17 protein-coding genes are annotated in these 19478 nt (G+C 69.3%); 8 read left to right on the forward strand and 9 right to left on the reverse strand.

The window, feature by feature from the left end; all coding sequences use genetic code 11:
* Positions 1–2: 2 nt before the first annotated feature.
* Positions 3–1889, reverse strand: coding sequence for a cutinase family protein (locus NAM01S_RS22295; protein ID WP_157107850.1), 1887 nt, complete (start codon positions 1887–1889; stop codon positions 3–5).
* Between the two features lie 230 nt (positions 1890–2119).
* On the opposite strand from NAM01S_RS22295, the gene NAM01S_RS22300 reads away from it, so the two are divergent.
* Positions 2120–2581, forward strand: a complete 462-nt coding sequence (locus NAM01S_RS22300) for an RskA family anti-sigma factor (protein WP_067788206.1) — start codon at positions 2120–2122, stop codon at positions 2579–2581.
* Between the two features lie 54 nt (positions 2582–2635).
* Here the strand turns inward: NAM01S_RS22300 and NAM01S_RS22305 are convergent, their stop codons facing one another.
* Both NAM01S_RS22305 and NAM01S_RS22310 read right to left on the reverse strand, forming a co-directional pair.
* Positions 2636–3031 carry a hypothetical protein gene (locus NAM01S_RS22305; RefSeq protein WP_067788208.1) on the reverse strand — a complete coding sequence of 132 codons (396 nt, stop codon included), beginning with the start codon at positions 3029–3031 and terminating at the stop codon, positions 2636–2638.
* Positions 3032–3208: 177 nt separating this feature from the next.
* Entirely contained in the window at positions 3209–4450 is a 1242-nt protein-coding gene (locus NAM01S_RS22310) for an alpha/beta hydrolase (RefSeq protein WP_067788210.1), read from the reverse strand.
* 310 nt (positions 4451–4760) lie between these two features.
* Here NAM01S_RS22310 and NAM01S_RS35790 point away from each other — a divergent pair, with 310 nt between their 5' ends.
* On the forward strand, positions 4761–4922 hold the full coding sequence (locus NAM01S_RS35790; RefSeq protein WP_169810882.1) for a hypothetical protein: 162 nt from the start codon (positions 4761–4763) through the stop codon (positions 4920–4922).
* A gap of 49 nt (positions 4923–4971) precedes the next feature.
* Here the strand turns inward: NAM01S_RS35790 and NAM01S_RS22320 are convergent, their stop codons facing one another.
* Positions 4972–5670 carry a hypothetical protein gene (locus NAM01S_RS22320; RefSeq protein WP_067788214.1) on the reverse strand — a complete coding sequence of 233 codons (699 nt, stop codon included), beginning with the start codon at positions 5668–5670 and terminating at the stop codon, positions 4972–4974.
* A gap of 469 nt (positions 5671–6139) precedes the next feature.
* Between NAM01S_RS22320 and NAM01S_RS22325 the strand changes: the two genes are divergently transcribed.
* A complete protein-coding gene (locus NAM01S_RS22325) occupies positions 6140–6994 on the forward strand; it encodes an aminoglycoside 6-adenylyltransferase (protein ID WP_067788216.1) in 855 nt (284 codons plus the stop codon).
* A gap of 25 nt (positions 6995–7019) precedes the next feature.
* On the opposite strand, the gene NAM01S_RS22330 is transcribed toward NAM01S_RS22325, so the two are convergent.
* Positions 7020–8033: a polysaccharide deacetylase family protein gene (locus tag NAM01S_RS22330; protein ID WP_067788218.1), complete on the reverse strand. Its 1014-nt coding sequence runs from the start codon at positions 8031–8033 to the stop codon at positions 7020–7022.
* A 105-nt stretch (positions 8034–8138) separates the two neighbouring features.
* Here NAM01S_RS22330 and NAM01S_RS22335 point away from each other — a divergent pair, with 105 nt between their 5' ends.
* The 4 genes from NAM01S_RS22335 (at position 8139) to NAM01S_RS22350 (ending at position 12859) form a co-directional block, all read left to right on the forward strand.
* The gene (locus NAM01S_RS22335) at positions 8139–9728 is read left to right on the forward strand and encodes a putative glycoside hydrolase (RefSeq protein ID WP_253799051.1); all 1590 of its coding nucleotides are present in this window, start codon (positions 8139–8141) and stop codon (positions 9726–9728) included.
* Positions 9729–10081: 353 nt separating this feature from the next.
* Positions 10082–11161 carry an ABC transporter substrate-binding protein gene (locus NAM01S_RS22340; protein ID WP_084483176.1) on the forward strand — a complete coding sequence of 360 codons (1080 nt, stop codon included), beginning with the start codon at positions 10082–10084 and terminating at the stop codon, positions 11159–11161.
* Positions 11158–12003: an ABC transporter ATP-binding protein gene (locus tag NAM01S_RS22345; RefSeq protein WP_067788223.1), complete on the forward strand. Its 846-nt coding sequence runs from the start codon at positions 11158–11160 to the stop codon at positions 12001–12003. The genes NAM01S_RS22340 and NAM01S_RS22345 overlap by 4 nt, the downstream gene beginning before the upstream one ends.
* On the forward strand, positions 11996–12859 hold the full coding sequence (locus tag NAM01S_RS22350; protein ID WP_067788224.1) for an ABC transporter permease: 864 nt from the start codon (positions 11996–11998) through the stop codon (positions 12857–12859). The genes NAM01S_RS22345 and NAM01S_RS22350 overlap by 8 nt, the downstream gene beginning before the upstream one ends.
* Before the next feature lie 215 nt (positions 12860–13074).
* On the opposite strand, the gene car is transcribed toward NAM01S_RS22350, so the two are convergent.
* The 4 genes from car to NAM01S_RS22370 all read right to left on the reverse strand — a co-directional run bounded on the left by car (position 13075) and on the right by NAM01S_RS22370 (position 18459).
* Positions 13075–16563: a carboxylic acid reductase gene (gene car, locus NAM01S_RS22355; RefSeq protein ID WP_067788226.1), complete on the reverse strand. Its 3489-nt coding sequence runs from the start codon at positions 16561–16563 to the stop codon at positions 13075–13077.
* A gap of 112 nt (positions 16564–16675) precedes the next feature.
* The gene (locus NAM01S_RS22360) at positions 16676–17434 is read right to left on the reverse strand and encodes an acyl-[acyl-carrier-protein] thioesterase (protein ID WP_067788227.1); all 759 of its coding nucleotides are present in this window, start codon (positions 17432–17434) and stop codon (positions 16676–16678) included.
* Positions 17435–17483: 49 nt separating this feature from the next.
* Positions 17484–18029, reverse strand: coding sequence for a carboxymuconolactone decarboxylase family protein (locus tag NAM01S_RS22365; protein WP_067788229.1), 546 nt, complete (start codon positions 18027–18029; stop codon positions 17484–17486).
* A 79-nt stretch (positions 18030–18108) separates the two neighbouring features.
* Positions 18109–18459 carry a DUF3703 domain-containing protein gene (locus NAM01S_RS22370; protein WP_067788333.1) on the reverse strand — a complete coding sequence of 117 codons (351 nt, stop codon included), beginning with the start codon at positions 18457–18459 and terminating at the stop codon, positions 18109–18111.
* Positions 18460–18588: 129 nt separating this feature from the next.
* Between NAM01S_RS22370 and NAM01S_RS22375 the strand changes: the two genes are divergently transcribed.
* The gene (locus NAM01S_RS22375) at positions 18589–19470 is read left to right on the forward strand and encodes a YobF C-terminal domain-containing protein (RefSeq protein ID WP_067788231.1); all 882 of its coding nucleotides are present in this window, start codon (positions 18589–18591) and stop codon (positions 19468–19470) included.
* Positions 19471–19478: the final 8 nt, after the last annotated feature.

The following is a 19478-nucleotide window of genomic DNA, read 5'->3' on the forward strand; positions in this document are numbered from 1 at the left end:
CCTCACCCGGCGCGGGCGCGGGCGAGGAACCACTGTGCCAGCCAGTCGACGGCGGTTCGGCCGTCGGCGTCGATGACGTAGTGGCCGTAGCTCTGGTGCGCGCCCGAGGTGACGAAGGCGGTTGCGCTCAACGCTTCCGAGATCAGTCGCAGGACCGCGTCCGGTCCCTGTCCGCCGACCGCGCCGAGTACGTCGCGGGTGAGCCGGTGCAGTTCCGCGCCCGCCGCGCCGGCGAGGTCGTCCGCGGCCAACGTCACGAAGCCGAGCAGGGTCGGGAGCACGGCGTGCGCCCGCGCCGCGATGTCGAGCGGCGCCGCACCGGACCGTGCCGCCTGGACGACGTCCCACAGATCGTCCTGCAACAGAGTCGCCTGAGCGACCAGCGCGGGCGCGTCGATCTCCGCGAGCGCGCGCACCAGCTGCGCCGCGAGGTGGACCGCGCCGCTGTCGTCCGGGATCAGGCCGAGCAGCCGCGACACCTCGCGCAGGTCGTCGCCCACCGTCCGCACCAGCGGCGCGAACGCCGAATTGAGCTGCGCGACAATGTCGTACAGCTCGCGCGCGACGGCCGCGAAGTCGAGCCCGTTCGCGATCATGGCGCCCAACCGGGCCAGCGCTTCGCCGACGGCGGGCAGCCGCGCCGCGAAATGGACGGTGTCGGCGGCCACCGACGCGATCCGCCCGATCAGCACCGAGGGCCACAGCTCGGCGAGCACCCGCCATGCCTCGCGCAACGCCTGCTCGGACTCGGTGCGCACCAGCTCGAGCAGCGGCGCGGTCGCGTCGGCGACGACATCGACTGCGTGGCTCGCCGCGGTGGCGGGCTCGCGGTCGGGCTCCGCGAGAGCGTCGAGCACGGCCAGCGCGGCGCCGATATCGGATCGGGCCACCCCGTCCAGAACGGCCGCCGCCAGCCGCTCGGGCTCATCGCCCTCGACGAGTTCGTCTCGGGCCGTGGGATGTTCGTCCATCCAGCCCGCCAGTTCGCGCAACGGGCGCAGCGTCGCGACCAGCCCGCCCGCCGCGGCCGCGATCCGCGCGGTCGCCCCCGGCCCCACCGCGCCGTATCCGCCGAGCCGGTCGATCGCGGCGGGCAGCTCGGCCAGTCGTACGTCGCCGAAGTCGGAGGCGAGCAGGCTGTTCAGCGCGGCGGTGTTCGTGTCGTTCGCGGTGGCCTGGTCGGCGTCGGTCGGCTGGGCGAGCAGCAGGCCGAGGGACGCGAGCAGCGGATGGGTCGCCGCGTCGGTCGAGCAGTACCTGTCCTTGGTGGCGCAGATCTGGGCCGTCACCGCCGAGACCGCGCAGAATCCGCTCGGGCGCGGCCCGGCGATGCCATGCCCGGGAACTGGCGGCCCGACCAGGGTCGCGCCGCCGGTGCCCTGGCGCGGATCGGCGATCAAGCCGACCGCGAGCACCCGGTCCGCGGCGACCGGCGCGCCGGTGCAGCCGATCGTCGCGGCGACGTCACCCATCGCGTCGGCGCCCTGACTGTATCCGGCGAGGACGAATTTCGTTGCGGGACAATCGCGTCCGAAGTCGTCGATGGCGCGCGTCGCCGCTTCGACGCCGGTCGCCTTGCTGTCGCCGTAGGGCATGCGGTCGAAAGCCGCGGCTTCGTAGGCCGGGAACCGGAAGGCGAACGCGTCGCCCAGATCCGCCGACAGCGCGGTGGCCAGCGGCGCGAGCATGCCGACCGGCGCCGACTCGTCCGCCCAGGGATTCGTCTCCCATGTTCCCGGCAGGAAGACCCCCGCGACCGCCGGGCAGCCCGCCTCCGCACGCGCGACGACCGAGCCGGGCACGATCACGGTGACCAGTGCGATCATCGCGGAGAACAGCAGGACCGACACCCGAGCCCTTGCGGCGGCAGATCGGTCGGATCGATTCACCTGAACACCTCCTGCCGCCCCGGCCGAGTCCCGATAAACGCCAACTCATTTCACCAGCGACCGCCACACCCGCGAGGTGAAACGCGCAAATTTCACACAGGGAGAAAGAAATCGACCCGTCGAGACCAATCCGCGCGCCGGACCTGACCGAAGTCCTTTCTATCGAACAAGACCGTGGCCGGCTCGGCGCGCGAGGACGGCGGAGCATGCCCGACAGGAAGTGGCACCCGATGAACACCCCAGAACAGCCCGAGGCGGACCTGCTCGAGCTGGCCTACCCGTACGCGATGCACGCCGTCACCGACTTCGAGCGCAAACTCATCGAGCGGCGTAGGGCCGCCGCAGGTCGGGCGCGCGCCGCGGAGTTCGACGCGCGGGTCGGATCGACGCGAGAAACGTTGGCCGCGTTGAGCATTCTCGATGCGCTGCCCCCGCCCGCCGGTCTGGAAGACCGGTTGATGCGCGCACTCGACGACGTAACGCGCCGACGAACTCGGCGGCGCTCGCGCAGGAATTGGCTGGCCGCCGCGATGGCCTTGCTGATCGCCGTCGCGGCGGGCATCGCCGCCGCCACTCATCGCGGCCGATACCGGCGCGCGCCACTTCCGCCGACCGATGTCTTGGCGACCACCGTTCAGCAGGCGCGCGCTCCCGAGCGGCCGATGCCGATCACGCGGACGAATCTCCCCTGATCGTCCCCGGCTGGAACCAAGGCGGGGCGCCGAGCACCCCGCCTTTCCCGGCGATCAGCCCGCGGACCCCGTGGGCTCCTGCGGCGGGTTGTTGTCGATCACGGCGCTGCGGTGCTCGACGAGAACCGGATGGGTCATCTTCACCTGCGGCGGCCCCATGGTGGGCGGCGGGGTGACGTACCCCGGACCGTCCGGGTTCAGGACCGGCGGCTGCTGCTGCAACTGGCCAGGAGTGGTCGTGGTCGGGCAGCCGAACCGAAGTTCGGTGGTGGCCCGCGGCAGCGCGTACGTCGTGACCGGGAACTGGCCCGCCCCGTCCGAGCACGTCACCACGGACTCCACCCGGTAGGTGTCGTCGGTGTCGTTGCGACAGCTGTAACCCTCGCACGAGACGCCGGGCGCGAGCTCCTGCGCGACCGCTTGGGGCGCGAGCATCCCGGCCGCCGTCATGACGACGACGCGACGCCGAGTCCGAGGCCGAACGTCGATCTTTGACGCATCAGTGAATCACTCCAATCAAAGGCCCCGACCTGACGGTCAATATACCGATGGTCACCGCTCGCGCCACCCGCGCGTGTCTCACCAGCGGCGTTGCCCCGCAAGATGTTTCGTCGATCGCGCGAGCCGCTACGGAGCGGGGGCCAGCTCGCCGAACCAGGCGAGTGCCTGCGGCAGCGCCAAGCGCACCGTCACCGAGTGGTCGACGGGCCCGAGATCGATGACGCTCGCCCGGTCGCCGAGGTCCGCGCGGCACAGCTCGGCGTTGGCGGCGGGCACGCTGCGGTCGGCCGAGGAGACGTAGAGTCGCACCGGTGCGCGGGGCGTCCAGTCGCAGACGTCGTCGCTGTCGGTCATGGCGCGCAGCGCCGCGCCGGTCGGATCGAGCGCGAGTTCCTGGAACCGCGGCGTCAGCAGTTCGCGCGGGGTGGCGGGCAGGCCCGTGGAGACGGCGAGGATGTCGTGCCGACCGTCGAAGAGCTGCTCGACGCGCTCGGCGTAGGGCGGCTGGAACGCCTCGCTCGGATCGTCGTAGAGGTGGTAGATCCGGTTCATCGCGGTGAGCCAGTAGGCGATGTAGAGCACCGCGGCACGCGGGGTGATCCGGCCGTCGAACGCGGCGGGCTTCTGCACCTCCTGGAGGGCGTAGGGACCGCTCACCGCCGCGACACCGGCCAAGGTGAACCCCAGACTCGGCTCGGCGGTCACCCGCTGGGCCAGGGCCATCGCGGCTTGGCCGCCCTGGGAGAACCCCGTGACCAGCAAGGTGCCGTCCAGTTCGCGCCCCTCCCGCTCGGCCACCTCGCGGGCGGCCAGCAGCAGATCCGCCGAGGCGCTCGCCTCGGTCGGCGCGTGCGCGTACGGGTGCGAGCCCGGGCCCTCGCCGAGACCGAGGTAGTCCGGTGCGACCGCGGCGTAGCCCGCGGCCGCGAACAGGACGGTCCGCGCCCGATCGGTTTCGGCGTCGGCCGACGGCGCCTCGTCTTTGCGCACGATCGTGCCGTGCGCGTAGCTGACGACCGGGAGCCTGCGCGCCTCGCCGCGCGGCAGTACCACGAGGCCGCTGGCGGTGGTATCGGCGCCGTCGGGCGCCGAGGTGCGGTAGACGACCCGGTACGCGTCCACACCGTTGCGCACCGGGGTCTGGATCGTCCACTGGTTCAGATACGCGGCGGTCTGCTCCGTCGTCGCGCCGAGCACCTGCGTCACCGAGACGACCTCACCGGGCGCGGCCGCGACGCCGTCGCGCTGCGCACCGCACCCGACGAGCCCGCCGAGCAGCAACGCCAGCGCCGCCACGAGCGCCGCCGAGGACCTGATCGCCCGCCTCGACGAACCACCCGCGCACCGGAAATTCTCCTCCGTCGCCATCAATCCACACTCCCACCGCGGGCCGATATCACGCTACCTACCGGCCGGAATCGGAAGCCGCACCTGTCTCGGCGTTCGCAAACCGGGCTGAGTACGGGGACCCCGTCCGAAAAGTTTCGGCCCGGCAACGCCGACATCAGCTAAAATTGTCGCTACCTGGAATACGAAGTGGGTCGGCGTCCTGTTCGCGTCATCTCGTTGGGGGCAGGAAGTCTTTGGGTTCGCCGGTCGGTCCGGTGCAATGTCGCACGCCGCGGTGTATCGCGACACGACCATGTCGGCGCCCAGCCCACCTGCCGAGGAGGCAAGCATGGTCGACAACGCCGCAACCGAGCCGTCCGAACCCGATCCCGCCATCGTGATCTGGCCCGAACCAAGCCGACTCGAGCCATGGTGGCAGCGCGTCATGTTCGGCTCGAGCGCCCGGCCGGCCACTCCGCGCGAAACCCGTTACGGGACCACGAAGCAGTAGCCTTCCGAGCACTCCCCGCCTCGCGCCGGAGCCGAATCGCTTCGGCTCCTCATGCGTCGAGGAGCGGTATCTCGCGCGGCCCCTCATCCAGCTCGACAACGGTCCAGCTCGCCGGAGCGGGGCCGAATGCGTTGCGCGCGTTGGCGATCACCGTCCTGGCCAGCACCCGGTTGCCGGTCGCGCCGATGATCGCGCCGATGCCTGCCGGAATCACCCTGCCGAAGGCGAGCACGCTGCGTTTGGCGATGGTCCGGACGACGATCCGCTTCACTGGGCCCTCGCCGAGGCTCGACACCACCGGAATCCGGTTGGCGAGTTCGGACGCCCAGTTCTTGGCCGAGTTCGCGGTGTTCTTGCCGACGAACTCGACGCCGCCGGGTCCGAAAACGATCCCGGATACCAGCGCGGTCTCGCGGGCCACCTCCTCGGGCTCGACGCCGTGGATCGCCGCGGCCGTGAGCGCGTAGAGCACCGATGTCTCGACGAAGAAGACGGTCTCCACGCCCATCGCCGCCAAGCCGGTGAGCACGCCGATGCCGGGCACCGCGGCGCAGATGCCGACCGTGACGCCGCTCGCGGTGACCGCGGTCAGGTAGTGCCGCTGCACGCGTTCGAGCACCTGCTCGGGCGTTTCGTCCGGATGCGCGGCGCGTAGCCAGTCGCCGTAGCGTTCGACCAACGGCGTCTGCAAGCGAGCGCCCTTGTCGATCGCCGACAGCAGGACCTTGTCCACGCGTTCCCGGATCATCGACCACGACCTTTCCTACGTCCCGCCCAGAAGCGGCGGGGTCACGAAACACTCGACCACTGAGGGATACACCGAATCCGCGGTCTTACACGGCGAAGTGTGCCTTGTCATAGCCGATCGGTCCATCTCTTGCCCGCCGTGGCGTACGGCGCGTCGGCCCGTGGCGCGACCGTGACCGCCCCGCAGGCATCTCGCAACACCTCGTGACATCCGGCGAATCAGGACCAGCACCACACCCTGTCTGCGAATTTTCGGTAACGACACGGCGTCATTCGCTCGAAACGAGCTGGCATAGCAAATCATTGGCTTACGCTGGAATCACCTCGGTAGCCCCGAGGTTGCAGGGTGGGACGCGGTGCCCCCGAAACGCGCCCACCATCGCCGAGCAGGTCAGCTGGGAGTCGGGTCCCGGCTTCAGCCCGAATCCCATCTGGCCCGCCGGAATTCCGCTCCTTGGTACGGTCGTCCCATGGAGGATGCCGAGGAACTCCTCGCCGCCGTCGTCGCATGGGCGCGACAGGACGAGCGGATCACCGCGCTCGTGCAGACCGGATCGCACGGCCGCGGCGACCGGATCGATCGTTACTCCGATCTCGACTTGGAGATCATCACTCCGGAGTGGCGCGAACTCTTCGCCGACCAGAGCTGGCTGGACCGTTTCGGCGCCGTCCTGCTCAACGTGTCGTTCGAAGACGAGGACGAAGACCGCCCGTGGCCCGCTCCCCTGCTCGTGGTGTTCACGGGCGGACGCAAGATCGATGTCACGATCGCGGGCGAGGAACGCCTCACCGACATGATCGAGCACGGGCTCGACGAGCTGTACCAGCGCGGCTTCCGCGTGCACTGGGACCGCACCGGTCTCGCCGCGAAACTTCCCGCGCCCACGGGCGAGACCCCGAAGCCGACCGTGCCGGATCTCGACGAATTCACCACGGTCACCGAGGAATTCTTCTTCGAGGCCACTCAGGTGCCGATCTACCTGAACCGCGGCGAGCTGTGGGTGGCGAAGTTCCGTGACAACACCATGAAGGAGTACCTGCTCCAGATGCTGGAGTGGTACGGCGCGACCGATCCCGAACGCCCGCGCTACACCTGGTACATCGGCCACCACATGGACGAATGGCTGCCCGCCGAGCACTGGCGGCGGGTCCACGAGACGTTCGGCCGCTTCGACGCGGACGACGCCAGGCGCGCGCTGGACGCAACGGTCGACCTGTTCGCCGATGTCGGCGCGGAAGTCGCCGCCCGCCTTGGCTTTCCGTGGCGCGACGACCTGGTCGACGGTGTGCGACGGCTGCTCGCCGAGTACCGGTCGCACCGCTGAGCGATACCCGGATCGACGCCTGCGCTCAGTAGGGCTGCGCTCGATCCGCCCATGCCGCACCGAGTTCGGGCGTGAGGCTCCGGGGGAAGGAGACGCGACTCGGGTCGCCGTCGGAGGTGTAGCGCAGGCCGGGGTCCTTGGCGAGCCGGTCCAGCCAGTGCGCCGAATCGAACGGAACCGCACCGCGTCCAGACCTGATCCGCGGAATACCGGCCGGGTCGACCTGGCCGTGGGGTGAGGGCGCGGGTTCGGCGCCGACAAGCATCACGGCCTCGAAAGTGTAGGGCGCGCCGTCCCATTCGCCCGCGGCGGCGAGCCGCCGGTCGGCGGGAAAGATGCCGAGCGGCAACGCCATCGTGCGCACCCGGGCGCCAGGCGCGGCGGCGGCGACGGCCCGCAGGTTCTGCACCAGTTCGCGCTGCACCCCCGCCGCGTCCAATCCGGAGAGGTTGGCGTGGGACGCGGTGTGCGCGCCGATGTCGTATCCGTGCTCGGTGAGCCAGGCCAGTGCGCGCGGGTCGTCGCCGAAGGGCTCGTTGTTCACGTAGAAGGTCGCGGTCGGCCGGAAATCCGGGTGGCTGGCGCCGAATTCCTCGAGAATGCCCACCGCGCTGTCGGGCGTTGGGCGGCCGTCGCCGGTCAGCGTGAGCTGGCTGACGGTCGAATCGTCGAAGGTCAGCACGACGGGGTGGGTACCGGCGGGGATGTCGATGGCGCCCGAGATATAGGCCGCCGCCGTGACCGGGCGGTAGCCCTCGCGGTACAGCCGTTCGAGTTCCGCGCGGAATTCCTCGGGCGTCTGGTCGTATTCGCCCGCCGGGTTCGGCGTCACCTGGTGATACATCAGCACCGGGACGAGCCCCAGTTCGTTCGCGCCGACCGCGGCCGGGTCCACCCGCGCGGGCGCGGGCTCGGCGGGCGCCGGAGCGGAAACAGGCTCGGGTGTCGCGGATTCCGCCGTTGTCCCGCACCCGAGCAGCAGTGCGGAAGCCAGTGCCGACAGTGCCCATCGATACGCGAAGGCGCCAGTGCTCGCCATCGGCTCACCGTACGCGGGCTCCGTATCGATTCGCCGACATATGGGCGAAATGCCCGACATCGGGCGGGCCGCCGTGGATAGTAGGGGAACCTGAGGTGAAAGTTGGTGTGCGCGTTGCTCAAACGTGTTCCGGAAAGCCGCGCTCGGCGGCTCGCTTCGATCGCGGTGGCCGTTGTCGGGTCGATTCTCGCCGTCGCGGTCCTGGTCACGGCTTTTCGGCCCGAGGGAGAGCGACTGGCGGTGACAGGACTGCCCGCCGGTGTCGTCGGCGCCGCCGCCGCGCCGGAGCTGGCGCTGCGCGTCGACGCGGCGGGCCACGACCCGAACGCAGTCCGCATGAAGCTCGACGGCTCGCCGGTGACGGGTGTGGTCGAGGGTGACGACGTCGTCTACCGCCCGGGTGTTCTGCCCGATGGGACATACGAATTCACCGCCGAGATCCCCTCGGACGGCCCGCTCGGCTTCTTGCGCTCCGAACCGCGCGCCACCGTGGCCGTCACGGTGGACACGACGCCGCCCACGGTCCAGCTCGACCCGCCCCGGCCGGTGCGCTCCTACCGCGAGCCGGTCACGCTGCGCGGCAAGGCGATCGGCGCGCAGCAGGTCTCGGTGGGCTCGGTCTCGGTGCCGGTCGCCGAGGACGGCGCCTTCGAGATCACCCTGCCTCGCGCGCCGAAGGGCGACGAGCTGGTCGCGGTCGACGCCGCGGGCAACGCGAGCCGAACGCCCCTCACGGCGACCGTCGAGCTGCCAAGGATCAGGGCGGTGCACGTCACCGCGCACGCGTGGTCGCACGAAGGGCTGCGCGAGGGCGTGCTCGACCTGGCCCGCTCCGGCCGGATCGACACCGTTCAGCTCGACATCAAGGACGAGGACGGCGTCGTCGGCTACGACTCGAAGGTGCCGCTGGCGCGCGAATCCGGCGCCGCCACCGCGATTTACGACGCGCGTGCCGCGCTGACCCAGCTGCACGACATGGGCCTGCGGGTGATCGGCCGGATCGTGGCGTTCCGCGACCCGACGCTGGCCGAATGGGCATGGCGCGGCGGACGCACGGACTGGGTCGTGCAGAATCCCGGCGGCCAGCCGTATTCCAGCCACTACGGCGCGATCGCGTTCACCAACTTCGCGCATCCGGAGGTGCGCAAGTACAACATCGATCTCGCCGTCGAAGCGGCCGCGCTCGGCTTCGACGAGATCATGTACGACTACATCCGCCGCCCGGACGGCAGCCTGTCGAGCATGGCGTTCCCCGGCGCGACGGTGGACCCGATCGTCTCCATCGCGGAGTTCCTGCGCGAGAGCCGGGACCCGGTGCACGACGCGGGAGCCTTCCAGAGCGCGGCGGTGTTCGGCATCGCCGTCACCCGTCCCGACCAGATCGCCCAGGACATCCCGATGATGGCCGCGCACCTGGACTACGTGGCTCCGATGGTCTATCCCTCGCACTGGAACTCCGGCGAATACGGCGTCGCGAACCCGAACGGGCAGCCCTACGACATCGTGCTTCGCTCGCTGCAAGACTTCCGGCGGGTCACCGAGGGCACCGGCGCGAAGGTGGTGCCGTGGTTGCAGGACTTCAGCCTCGGTGTCACCTACGGCCACGCCGAGGTGCAGGCCCAGATCGATGCGACCGCGGCCGCTGGGATCGACAGTTGGGTGCTGTGGAGTCCCGTTGTGCGGTACCACCTCTGAAACACCGGACCAAGTCTGTGGGATGCCCGCGCACACCGGAGCGCGGGCGAAGGTACGGCGGGACCACAGTATTGCGCGCCCTGCGCGGAACCATTGTCGCGACGAGCCCTGCCCGGCGATAGTGCTTGCACGTTCGATTCGCCGCTACACGCAGGAGGTCCGCATGGGTGAGGTCGGTCCCCGGCTGATCCGCCGCCGCACGGTGGATCTCATGCGCGTCCCGCACGGAGTCTGTCGCCGCTGAACGGTGGCGCGGTGCCACGCCCCTCGACCAGGTAGCCCTTCCCAGCTCACCTGCCGTACCGGCATGCCCATTTCCGGGCGGTGGGCGCATTCAGCGAAAGAACCGAAAGATGTTGTCCCTGAACCGACGACCGCGGGTGATCCGCGCGCTCGCCGCCGCCTTCGCGATCCCCACCGCCGTCGCGGTCCTGGCCGGGTGCGGCTCGTCCGAACCCACCACCACCGCCGACGGCAAGACTGTGCTCCGCTATCAGGGGGCCACCGGCCAGGTCTCGGCCTTCGAATTGGCCGCCGACCTCGGCTACTTCTCGGAGATCGCGCTGCGCTGGGAAGGCGACACCACCAGCGGGCCCGCCAATATCCAGGCCGCGGCCACCAAGCAGATCGAATTCGGCAGCGCGTTCAACGGCGCCGTCGTGAAGCTGGTGTCCGGCGGCGCCCAGGTCACCTCGGTCCTGAGTTCCTATGGCGCCGACGAGCTCTCGTACACCGGCTACTTCGTCCGCGACGACTCCGGCATCGCCTCGGCACGGGACCTGATCGGTAAGAAGGTCGGGATCAACACCCTCGGCGCGCACCACGAGTTCGTCACCCGCGAGTGGCTGCACCGGCAGGGCCTGAGCGAGCAGGAGATCGACCAGGTCGAGCTCGTGGTGGTACCGCCGGTGAACACCGAGGAGGCGCTGCGCAACCGGCAGATCGACGTCGCCGCGCTCGGCGGGGTGTTCCGCGAGACCGCCGTCGAACGCGGCGGCATCCGCCCCCTCTTCATCGACAAGGCGATCTTCGGCGAGTTCGACTACGGCACTTACGTCTTCCGCAACGACTACATCGAGCAGCATCCGGCCGCGGTCCGCGATTTCGTCCAGGGCACGGCACGCGCCACCCGCTGGCTACAGGTGACACCGCGCGACGAGGTGCTCGCGCGCTTCGAGTCCATCATCAACCGGCGCGGGCGCAACGAGAACACCCAGTTGCTGAAGTACTGGCGCAGCCCAGGCATTCCGGTTCCGGGCGCGGTGATCGCGGAGCAGGAACTCCAGATCTGGATCGACTGGCTGGTCCGCAACGGCGACCTGTCCGAGGGCGAGCTGTCGGCGAAGGACCTGTTCACCAACAAGGACAACCCCTACGCCAACGGGACCTACGGACCGACGACCGGCCCGACCGGAGAGGTGCTCGCGAAATGACGGGCACAGCGGTGAAATTGCGCCTCGAAGGAGTGCGCAAGCAGTTCGCGGTCCGCGGCTCGCAGGAGCAGTTCACCGCGCTCGCGGACATCTCGCTCGACCTGCGCGAGGGCGAGTTCCTCGTCCTGGTCGGTCCCAGCGGCTCGGGCAAGTCGACGCTGCTGGATCTGCTCGGCGGGCTGAGCAAGCCGACCGAGGGCCGACTCCTGCTGGACGGCAAGCCGATCACCAAACCCGGTCTGGATCGCGGCATCGTGTTCCAGCAGTACGCGCTGTTGCCCTGGCGCACCGCGCGGTCGAACATCGAGTTCGGGCTGGAGGCGAAGGGACTGCGCAAACCGCAGCGCCGGGAGTTGGCCGACCACTACCTGGAACTGGTCGGGTTGGCGGGCTTCGGCGACCGCTATCCGCACGAGTTGTCCGGCGGCATGAAACAGCGCGTCGCCATCGCCCGCAGCCTCGCCTTCGACCCCGAGGTGCTGCTGATGGACGAGCCGTTCGCCGCGCTGGACGCGCAGACCCGAGAGTCGTTGCAGGACGAGCTGTTACGCATCTGGAAGGCGACCGGCAAGACGATCCTGTTCATCACGCACGGCATCGACGAGGCGGTCTACCTCGGGCAGCGAGTCGCGGTGCTGACCTCGCGACCGGGGCGGGTCAAGTCGATTCTCGAGATCGATATCGACCGCGTGTCCGGCGCGGACATCCGCTCCGGCGAGCGTTTCCGCGAATATCGGCACGCGATCTGGGAGCAGTTGCGGACCGAAGTGAGTCGCGCGCAAGGACTCGAACGCGCGGAGATCGGCTTCGCAGGCAACGACAGGAGGAACGCCCATGTCTAGCGCAGTGCAGGTGCTGGAGAAGTCAGCCGCACCAGCGGAATTCGAGACGTCCGCACCGGTGGTCGAGCGGCAGTCGTCCCGGCTGCTCGCCCCGGCGCTTCGGATCGCCTGGCGGGTAGTGAAGCCGACCGTGGTCATCGCGCTGTTCCTGGCGCTGTGGGAGACCGCGCCGCGGCTCGGGCTGGTCGACGAGGTGTTCCTGCCGCGCTTCTCGGTGGTGGCGCGGGCATTCGCCGAGTTGGTGGCGAGCGGCGAGATGTGGGAGCACGTGTCCACCAGCCTGACCCGCTCGCTCATCGGCTTCACCCTCGCGCTGCTCGTCGCCATCCCGGTCGGTATCGGCATCGCCTGGTACAAGCCGGTGGCCGACTTCCTGAATCCGATCCTGGAACTGTTCCGCAACACCGCCGCGCTGGCGCTGCTTCCGGTGTTCGTCCTGATCCTCGGCATCGGGGAGACCTCGAAGGTCGCGCTGGTGCTCTACGCGAGCTTCTTCCCGATCCTGTTGAACACCATCACCGGCGTGCGCACGGTGGATCCGCTGTTGATCAAATCGGCGGTCTCCCTCGGCTTCGGCCCGCTGCGGCTGTTCCAGAAGGTAGTGCTGCCCGCAGCGGTCCCGTCGATCTTCACCGGCGTCCGAATGGCGGCTGCGTCCTCGATCCTGGTGCTCATCGCCGCCGAGATGGTCGGCGCGCGAGCGGGACTCGGCTACCTGATCACCGCGGCGCAGCAGAACTTCCAGATCCCCGACATGTACGCGGGCATCCTCGCCATCTCGCTGCTCGGCCTGACCTTCAACGGGATCCTCGTCGCCCTCGAACGCCGTTTCTCCCGGTGGCGCAACCACTCCTGATCCGCGTCGGCCACCGCGAGGATGTCTGGCCGTAGCCGCGCGCACCGAGGCGCCGGGGCGCGCACAGTGGTGCTCGAGCCACGAGCCGATCGCGAGGCCGTCGGCGAACATGCCATGCTCGGCGATTCGCCTGAAGCCCCGGGACCGCCTGAGATCCAGAGTCGACCGCTGGACTACGTAGCGGCGGGCGAGGTTCGGAGCGGATGGACGCCGGACTAGAGCAGCCGGTGCTGTCGCAGATCGCTCACGTACTTCTCGATCAGCGTGGGCGACAGGTGCGGGATGTCCGGCGCTTCGGGAAGTCCGAGGGACCGGACCGCGGCGCGGAAGTTCTCGGCGGGCAGCGCCGCGCCGCGCAGCGGCCGAGCCGGTCGCCGGAACGCGTGCAGCAGCGGCAGCAGGGTGTTGGCGCGCTGGTGCTCGGGGAGGGCGCGCAGGGCGGATTCGAAACGGGTGAACCAGTCGCCGTAGTCGGCGATGCGGTGGATCGGGTGGCCCGCCTCGATCAGCCAGTCGACGAAGGTGTCCAGGGAGATTCCGTCGTCGTGCGGGTTGAGCACGTCGTAGGTGCGGAAGCCGTCGGTGGCCGCGGCGACGAGCGCGGTGATGGCGGCGGCGGTGAAATCCACCGGGAGGCCGTCGTAGTGGGCGCGACGAGGCCGACCGTCGGCGTCGGTTTGGTAGAACGATCGCGGCGCGATGCCGGTGGCGAGCAGGCTGAGCAGCAGCCGGGTGAACATGTCCGGCAGGTTGAGCTGACCGGTGTATCGGCTGTGCGCCAGGATCATGTCCGAGCGGAAGACCGCCACCGGGAGCCCGAAGCGGTCGTTTGCTTCGCGTAGCAGCACTTCGCCCGCCCATTTGCTGGTGCCGTACCCGTTGGCGTAGCTCTCGTCGAGGACGCGCACGGGACTCATCTCGCGAATATCGCCGTCCTCGGCGAACTTCGACGGATCGATCTGCGCGGCGACCGCCACCGTCGACAGGTAGGTGATCGGCTTGCGACGCGTGCTGAGCGCCAGTCGGATCAGCTCGGCCGTGCCGACCACGTTGGGGCCGAACAACTGCCGGTACGGCAGGACGTGATTGACCAGCGCCGCCGGATGCACGATCAGATCGACATCGGCGGCGAGCCGACGCCAAGTCGCCTCGTCCACACCGAGGTTCGGCTCACCGATATCGGCGGCGAGGACCTCGAGGCTGCTGTCGGCCAGTTCGTGAAAGCGGTCGAGCAGGTTGGCGTCGCCGGTGTCGAAGGACTCCTCGAGCCGTTTGCGCGCGGCGGACGCGTCGGCGCCACGAACCAGGCAGATCAGCTGTCCCCCTGAACTGTTCAGCCGTTCCAGCCATTCCAGGCAGAGGAACCGGCCGAGGTAGCCGTTGGCGCCCGTCAGCAACACCGTCCGGGGCGGACCCGCCGCCAGGGGCAGATCCGTCGCGGCGGCCAGTGTCGGAGGATCCACAAAAGCTTCCAGGGACAACTGAGTGGCGGTGACACGCAAGCTTTCTCCGTGCACGGACGTGAATGTCGGCCGGTGCCCCTCGGTTTCGCGTGCGGCGTCGATGTAGTCGGCGAGCCTGCGCAGGTCGTTCGCCGGACTGGTGACCACGCCCACCGGCACCTCGATCCCGAAGATATCGCCGAGCAGGTTCGACAGGGAAAGGGCCGACAGCGAGTCGCCGCCGAGATCTGTGAAATGCGCGTCGGGACGGATATCCGCGCCCGCGCAGCCGAGCAGAGCGCGGGTCGCCCGTCCGACGATCTCCAGCACCGGCCGCGTACCCGCCTCGTGGCGCAGGGCGAGGAGTTCGTCGTTCTGGGCCGCGGCGAGGTCGGCGTACAACTGCTCCATGCGCGCGCCGTAGCGCTGCTTCAGCTTGGGGCGCAACAGCTTTCCGATGCCGGAGAGCAGTCCGTTCGCCGCGCTGAACGGCTCGGTCTCGATCAGGAAGTCGCGCGGGATCTCATAGGAGTTCAGCTGCGCGTCCTTGGCGACCTGTTGCAGCGATTCGCTCAGCGCCGCGGCCAGTTCCGCGCCTTCCCACCGGTTCAGCGCTTCGTCGGTGGGCACGATCACCGCGAGCAGATAGGCGCGTTCGCTGCTGCCGTGCACGAAGATCTGCCGCACCAGCGGGCTGCCCGCGAACACGGCCTCCAGCTTGGCGACCGTCACGAATTCGCCCTGGGAAAGCTTCAGCACATTGTTGCGGCGGTCCACGTAGACCAGACGATCCGGGCCGAGTTCGGCGACGATGTCGCCGGTGCGGTAGAAGCCGTCCTCGTCGAAGATCTCGGCGTCCAGATCGGGCCGCTTGTAGTATCCGGAGATCATCGCGGTCGTCTTCAGCAGCAGCTCGCCGCGCGGGTGCGGCGAATCGGTCCGGAAATAGCCGAGTTCCGGGACGTCGACGAGCTTGTAGTCCAGCACCGGCGGCCTGCGCACCAGGGTGTCGATCACCAGCCCGCCGCCCGCCTCGGTGGAGCCGTAGCCGTCGTGCAGGTCCAGGTCGAGCACGGACTCCACGAAGGCCTTCATCTCGGCGGCGAGCGGGGCGCTGCCGCAGATCGCGGTCATGTAGCGACCACCGAAGAAGTCTTGCCGCAGTTCGCTTTTGACCTCCTCCACGAGTTCGGCGGACGCGACGCCACCCTCGGCCCTGCGGTCGAGTTCGCTCTGGTACCGCTGAAAGACCATGTCGCACACGCGCGGCACGAAGAACAATTCGGTCGGCCGCACCAGCGCGATGTCCTCGAACAGCGTCGACATGTCGCTCGCCGCGGCGAAATACGCCGTGCCGCCGCGGGCGAGCACGCCGTGCAGCGTCATCCGGCCCGCCACGTGACTCATCGGCATGTAGTTCAGGTTGATCGCCGCGACCAGCGGCTGGGCCAGCCACATCGCGGTCACCAAACTGCCGGTGTACATGGCGCCCTTCGGCGTTCCGGTGCTGCCGGAGGTGTAGATGAGCAGGGTCAGCGGATCGTCGTCGGGATCGTGCAGCGCCGCGGGCGCGTGTCCGCGGCCGCGGTCGATGACCTCGTCGAGGGTGTCGATCACGATCGGGGCGGCGGCCAGTCGGCGGCGGGCCGATGCCAGCGCCGCGCGCTGATCGTCGGCGCCGGAGTGGTAGTCGAAGACGATCAAACGTTCCGGAACATGGCCGGCGAGCACGCAGTCCACCGCGTGGTCGAGCAGATCCAGACTGGTGGCGAGAATCCGCGGCGCGGTCTCGGCGAGGATGGGGCGCAGCTGCGCGACGGGCGCACTGGCTTGCAAGGGCACCGCGACGGCGCCGACGTGCAGGCAGGCCAGATCCAGGATGGTGTACTCGGCGCTGGTGAAGCCGAGGACGGCGACGAAATCGCCCGCGCGCAAGCCGATCTCGTGCTGCCAGTCGGCGGCCACCGCGCCGACCCGCGCCCACACCTCGCCGTAGGTGATGGTGTCGAAGCTCGGCAGCAGACGCGTCGTCCGGCGGCCGGTCCGCGGGTCGGTGGTCAGCTCCACCGAGCGCTGACCGAGCGCGGGCCTCTCGGCGTAGCCGGTCATGAGGGTTTCGACGATGCGCGGTAACCGCATCCCCGGCTGCCGGATCGCCGCGCTGATCTCCGCGCTCGGTTTCGCGTCCCGGATCTGCCGGTGCTCGGCGTACAACCGCGCGATTCGCTCGGTCTGTCGCGCGGCCCGCGCTACGTCCGCCATAGGTACGCCTCCACGATGAGTCACCTGGTCTCTCATCGTCACGTTAGCTCACCTAAGGATTTCGGTCACGAGGTTCCACGGTGCCCGAAACCGCCGCGTCCCTCCGGACCACTCAGAGCGGGGTGACGCGAGCGACCGCGCGCGCTTCGTCGCCCACGGCGAGCCAGGCGTCCAAAGTGTCGCCTGCCCGACGGCCGATCACCCGAACCTCGTCGCGCGACTCGAGCGGCTTGGCGTACTCGATGATCACCCGGTGCGCGGCCGAGATCAGCTCGCCGTGTCCGGCCAGCAGCTCCTCGAGCGCACCGAGGTAGACGGCGTTGTTCACGTGATCGAGCACGTCGATGTCGGCCACCCGAAGCGGGAAGGGCAGCACCTCCACATCGGCCGCCGCCACGTCGGGCATCGGCTCAGTGAGGGCGGCCCGCCAGCGCAGGCGATGCTCGGTGGTGCTGGCCAGCATCGGCGCCATGAAGCGGTCGCTCATCCTGGTCGGCACGCCGCTCTCGATGCCGAAGTGGATCAGGAAGGCCTCGGTCTCGATCAGACCGCCCGCGCTGCCGCAGATCTGCACGCGCATGTTGCACCAGCGGTTGGACAGCGCCGAGCACCAGCGGTGCAGGGTGACCCGCTCGCCCCACACGACCGGCTTCAGCACGTCGATCACCGTGCGGCGCACCACCCACCCGCGGTGGGTGTCGCCGTCCTCCACCGCGTCGAGGTGTTCGAAGCCGATGTCCTGCAGGTAGCGGGCGACGGCGTCGAGGCGAAGTCGCTGTTGCCTGTCGGTATCGGCGAGACGAACCGGCCACCCCGTCCGAAAGGGGGTCCCGATGGGCGGACGTTCCGGCAGCGAGCTGGGAATGACCATGGGTCGGATGATGCCAGGCGGAGGCCGATCGGCCCGTCCGGCACTCCGGTCAGCCCAGTCCGGTCTCCGGAATCGCGCACGCCATGCCCTCGGCCATGCCGGTGGGCCGCACACCGAGCGCCTGGTTGAGCCTGGCGCGCTGGTTCTCCCAGGCGATGGCGGCGGCCAGCTCGGCGAGCTGCGCCTTGGTGAGATGGTTCAGCAGTCGCTCGCGCAGTTCGTCCAGGTCGATCGCGGGCGTCGCGGTGACGGCCTCGGCGTAGGCGATGACCAGTTTCTCCAGTTCGGTGTAGGCGTCGCTGGTCCGGTAGCGCGGCAGATCGGTGATCTGCCGCTCGGTGAGCCCGCTGGTCTGCGCGATGGCCGAGCCGATGTCGAGACAGAACTCGCAGTTCACCAGACCCGCGGTCTTCAGCTCGGCCAGGTCTTTGAGACGTGGGTCGAGGCGGTTGGCGAAAATCGACATCGTCTCGTAGAACGCCGTGCTCGCCAGCAGCTGCGGCCTGCGCGCCAGCCAGCCGACCAGATCCATGCGATGACGCTTGGCCCGTCGCATCGCCCGCGCATGGTTTCGAATACGCTCTACCGCTCGCATCGTTCAGCCTCCCCTGAGCTCGTGACGAGTTGTTGCCGCCATCCTACGCCCAAAACGACAGCCTGTAGTAGATATTCGGCTACGTGCGCGCGCTCTTGCCCGCCTCGAGGATCGCGGCCAGATCGGCCGGGATCGGCATGGGCTGGAAGATGCCGACGGTGGCGCGACCGGTATTGCCGATCGGCACCCTGCCGAGCGACGAGGCGAGACCCGCGCCCGACAGCCGGACCACCTGCCCCAGCGCCTCCTTCCTGTCGCGGCACCGCAGCGCCAGCTTCAGCATGTGCCAGTGCGAGCGGGTGTGCGGCCACGGCCACGGCTGGGACAGAATGTGCGCGCGTTCCAACGCGCGCCACATGTCGTCGAGATCTGTTGCGGCGCTTGCCGAACGCAGTTCGTCCTCGAAGGCGGTGCGGACGGTGGGCGGCATCGGAGCCACGGTTTCCTCCTGGGATGGCGGGAATGTCTCGTCATCGAGCGTCGCCGATCCGCCGGGCCGGAGTCTTGAACAAACCTGCTGCTTGACTCTCCCACTGTGGCAGGTCGTTGGCTGGGGCCCATGCACCCCTACATCGGCTCCGGTCCCTACTGCTACAGCAACTCCCTCGCCATGCTGCTCGGTGCGGACGCACCGCCGGTCGGGGTCATCGAAACGCTGACCGGAGCGCCGTTCGGCGCGCAGGTGGAGGGCGAACGACCGTACTTCGATCCGGTCGGCTGGCACCCGGAGATCGGCTTGGACGCGGCGATCGATCTGTTGGGATGGCGGTGCGCGCGCACCAACGGCGGGTCAGCCGCCGAGGCCGTGGACCGGTTGCGTGTCGCGCTCGACCACGGCCCTGTTCTGCTGGGTCCGCTCGACATGGGGTTGCTGAGTTATCGACCCGGCTCAGGCGTGGCCATCGGCGCGGACCACTACGTCGTGGCGCTCGTCATGGAGGCGGATGTCGTTGTCCTGCACGATCCTCAGGGTCACCCGTACGCGACGTTGCCCGTCGCCGATCTCGCGGCGGCGTGGCGAGCCGACGAGATCGCCTACGCCGACGCGCCTTTCGTCATGCGGTCGGAATTCGTGCGGGCGCGTGTGGTTTCCGTCGACGAGGCACTCGAGGCCGCCATGCCGAGAGCGGTCCGCTGGCTGACCGGCGCGCCGGAATCCACGGAGCGAATCGCGGAGTTGGTCGACGCGGGGCTCACGCCCGACGCGCGAGATCTGCTGGGAGTCTTCGGTATACGTCTGGGCGCGCGCCGCCTGGCCGACGCCGCGACGAGCCTGTCCAGGGTGGGCCGACATCGGGCGGCACACATCGCGGCCGAACAGTCACGCGTCATCGGCGGACTCCAGCACCCGCTGATCACCGGCAACGACACCGAACTCGCAACACAACTCCGCCGCCTCGCCCCCGGCTACGAACACCTCCGATCAGCGCTGAGCGGCTGACCCCCGCT

The sequence above is a fragment of the Nocardia amikacinitolerans NBRC 108937 genome (assembly GCF_001612615.1).
In the GTDB taxonomy this organism is placed as follows: domain Bacteria; phylum Actinomycetota; class Actinomycetes; order Mycobacteriales; family Mycobacteriaceae; genus Nocardia; species Nocardia amikacinitolerans.

Excerpts from the sequence above, each read along its gene's own strand:
- NAM01S_RS22320 (WP_067788214.1), bottom strand. The coding sequence starts at position 5,670 with ATGATCCGGGAACGCGTGGACAAGGTCCTGCTGTCGGCGATCGACAAG.
- NAM01S_RS22325 (WP_067788216.1), top strand. The coding sequence starts at position 6,140 with ATGGAGGATGCCGAGGAACTCCTCGCCGCCGTCGTCGCATGGGCGCGA.
- NAM01S_RS22360 (WP_067788227.1), bottom strand. The coding sequence starts at position 17,434 with ATGGTCATTCCCAGCTCGCTGCCGGAACGTCCGCCCATCGGGACCCCC.
- NAM01S_RS22375 (WP_067788231.1), top strand. The coding sequence starts at position 18,589 with ATGCACCCCTACATCGGCTCCGGTCCCTACTGCTACAGCAACTCCCTC.
- NAM01S_RS22370 (WP_067788333.1), bottom strand. The coding sequence starts at position 18,459 with ATGCCGCCCACCGTCCGCACCGCCTTCGAGGACGAACTGCGTTCGGCA.
- NAM01S_RS22345 (WP_067788223.1), top strand. The coding sequence starts at position 11,158 with ATGACGGGCACAGCGGTGAAATTGCGCCTCGAAGGAGTGCGCAAGCAG.
- car (WP_067788226.1), bottom strand. The coding sequence starts at position 16,563 with ATGGCGGACGTAGCGCGGGCCGCGCGACAGACCGAGCGAATCGCGCGG.
- NAM01S_RS22310 (WP_067788210.1), bottom strand. The coding sequence starts at position 4,450 with ATGGCGACGGAGGAGAATTTCCGGTGCGCGGGTGGTTCGTCGAGGCGG.
- NAM01S_RS35790 (WP_169810882.1), top strand. The coding sequence starts at position 4,761 with ATGGTCGACAACGCCGCAACCGAGCCGTCCGAACCCGATCCCGCCATC.
- NAM01S_RS22350 (WP_067788224.1), top strand. The coding sequence starts at position 11,996 with ATGTCTAGCGCAGTGCAGGTGCTGGAGAAGTCAGCCGCACCAGCGGAA.
- NAM01S_RS22305 (WP_067788208.1), bottom strand. The coding sequence starts at position 3,031 with ATGACGGCGGCCGGGATGCTCGCGCCCCAAGCGGTCGCGCAGGAGCTC.
- NAM01S_RS22340 (WP_084483176.1), top strand. The coding sequence starts at position 10,082 with ATGTTGTCCCTGAACCGACGACCGCGGGTGATCCGCGCGCTCGCCGCC.
- NAM01S_RS22330 (WP_067788218.1), bottom strand. The coding sequence starts at position 8,033 with ATGGCGAGCACTGGCGCCTTCGCGTATCGATGGGCACTGTCGGCACTG.
- NAM01S_RS22365 (WP_067788229.1), bottom strand. The coding sequence starts at position 18,029 with ATGCGAGCGGTAGAGCGTATTCGAAACCATGCGCGGGCGATGCGACGG.
- NAM01S_RS22300 (WP_067788206.1), top strand. The coding sequence starts at position 2,120 with ATGAACACCCCAGAACAGCCCGAGGCGGACCTGCTCGAGCTGGCCTAC.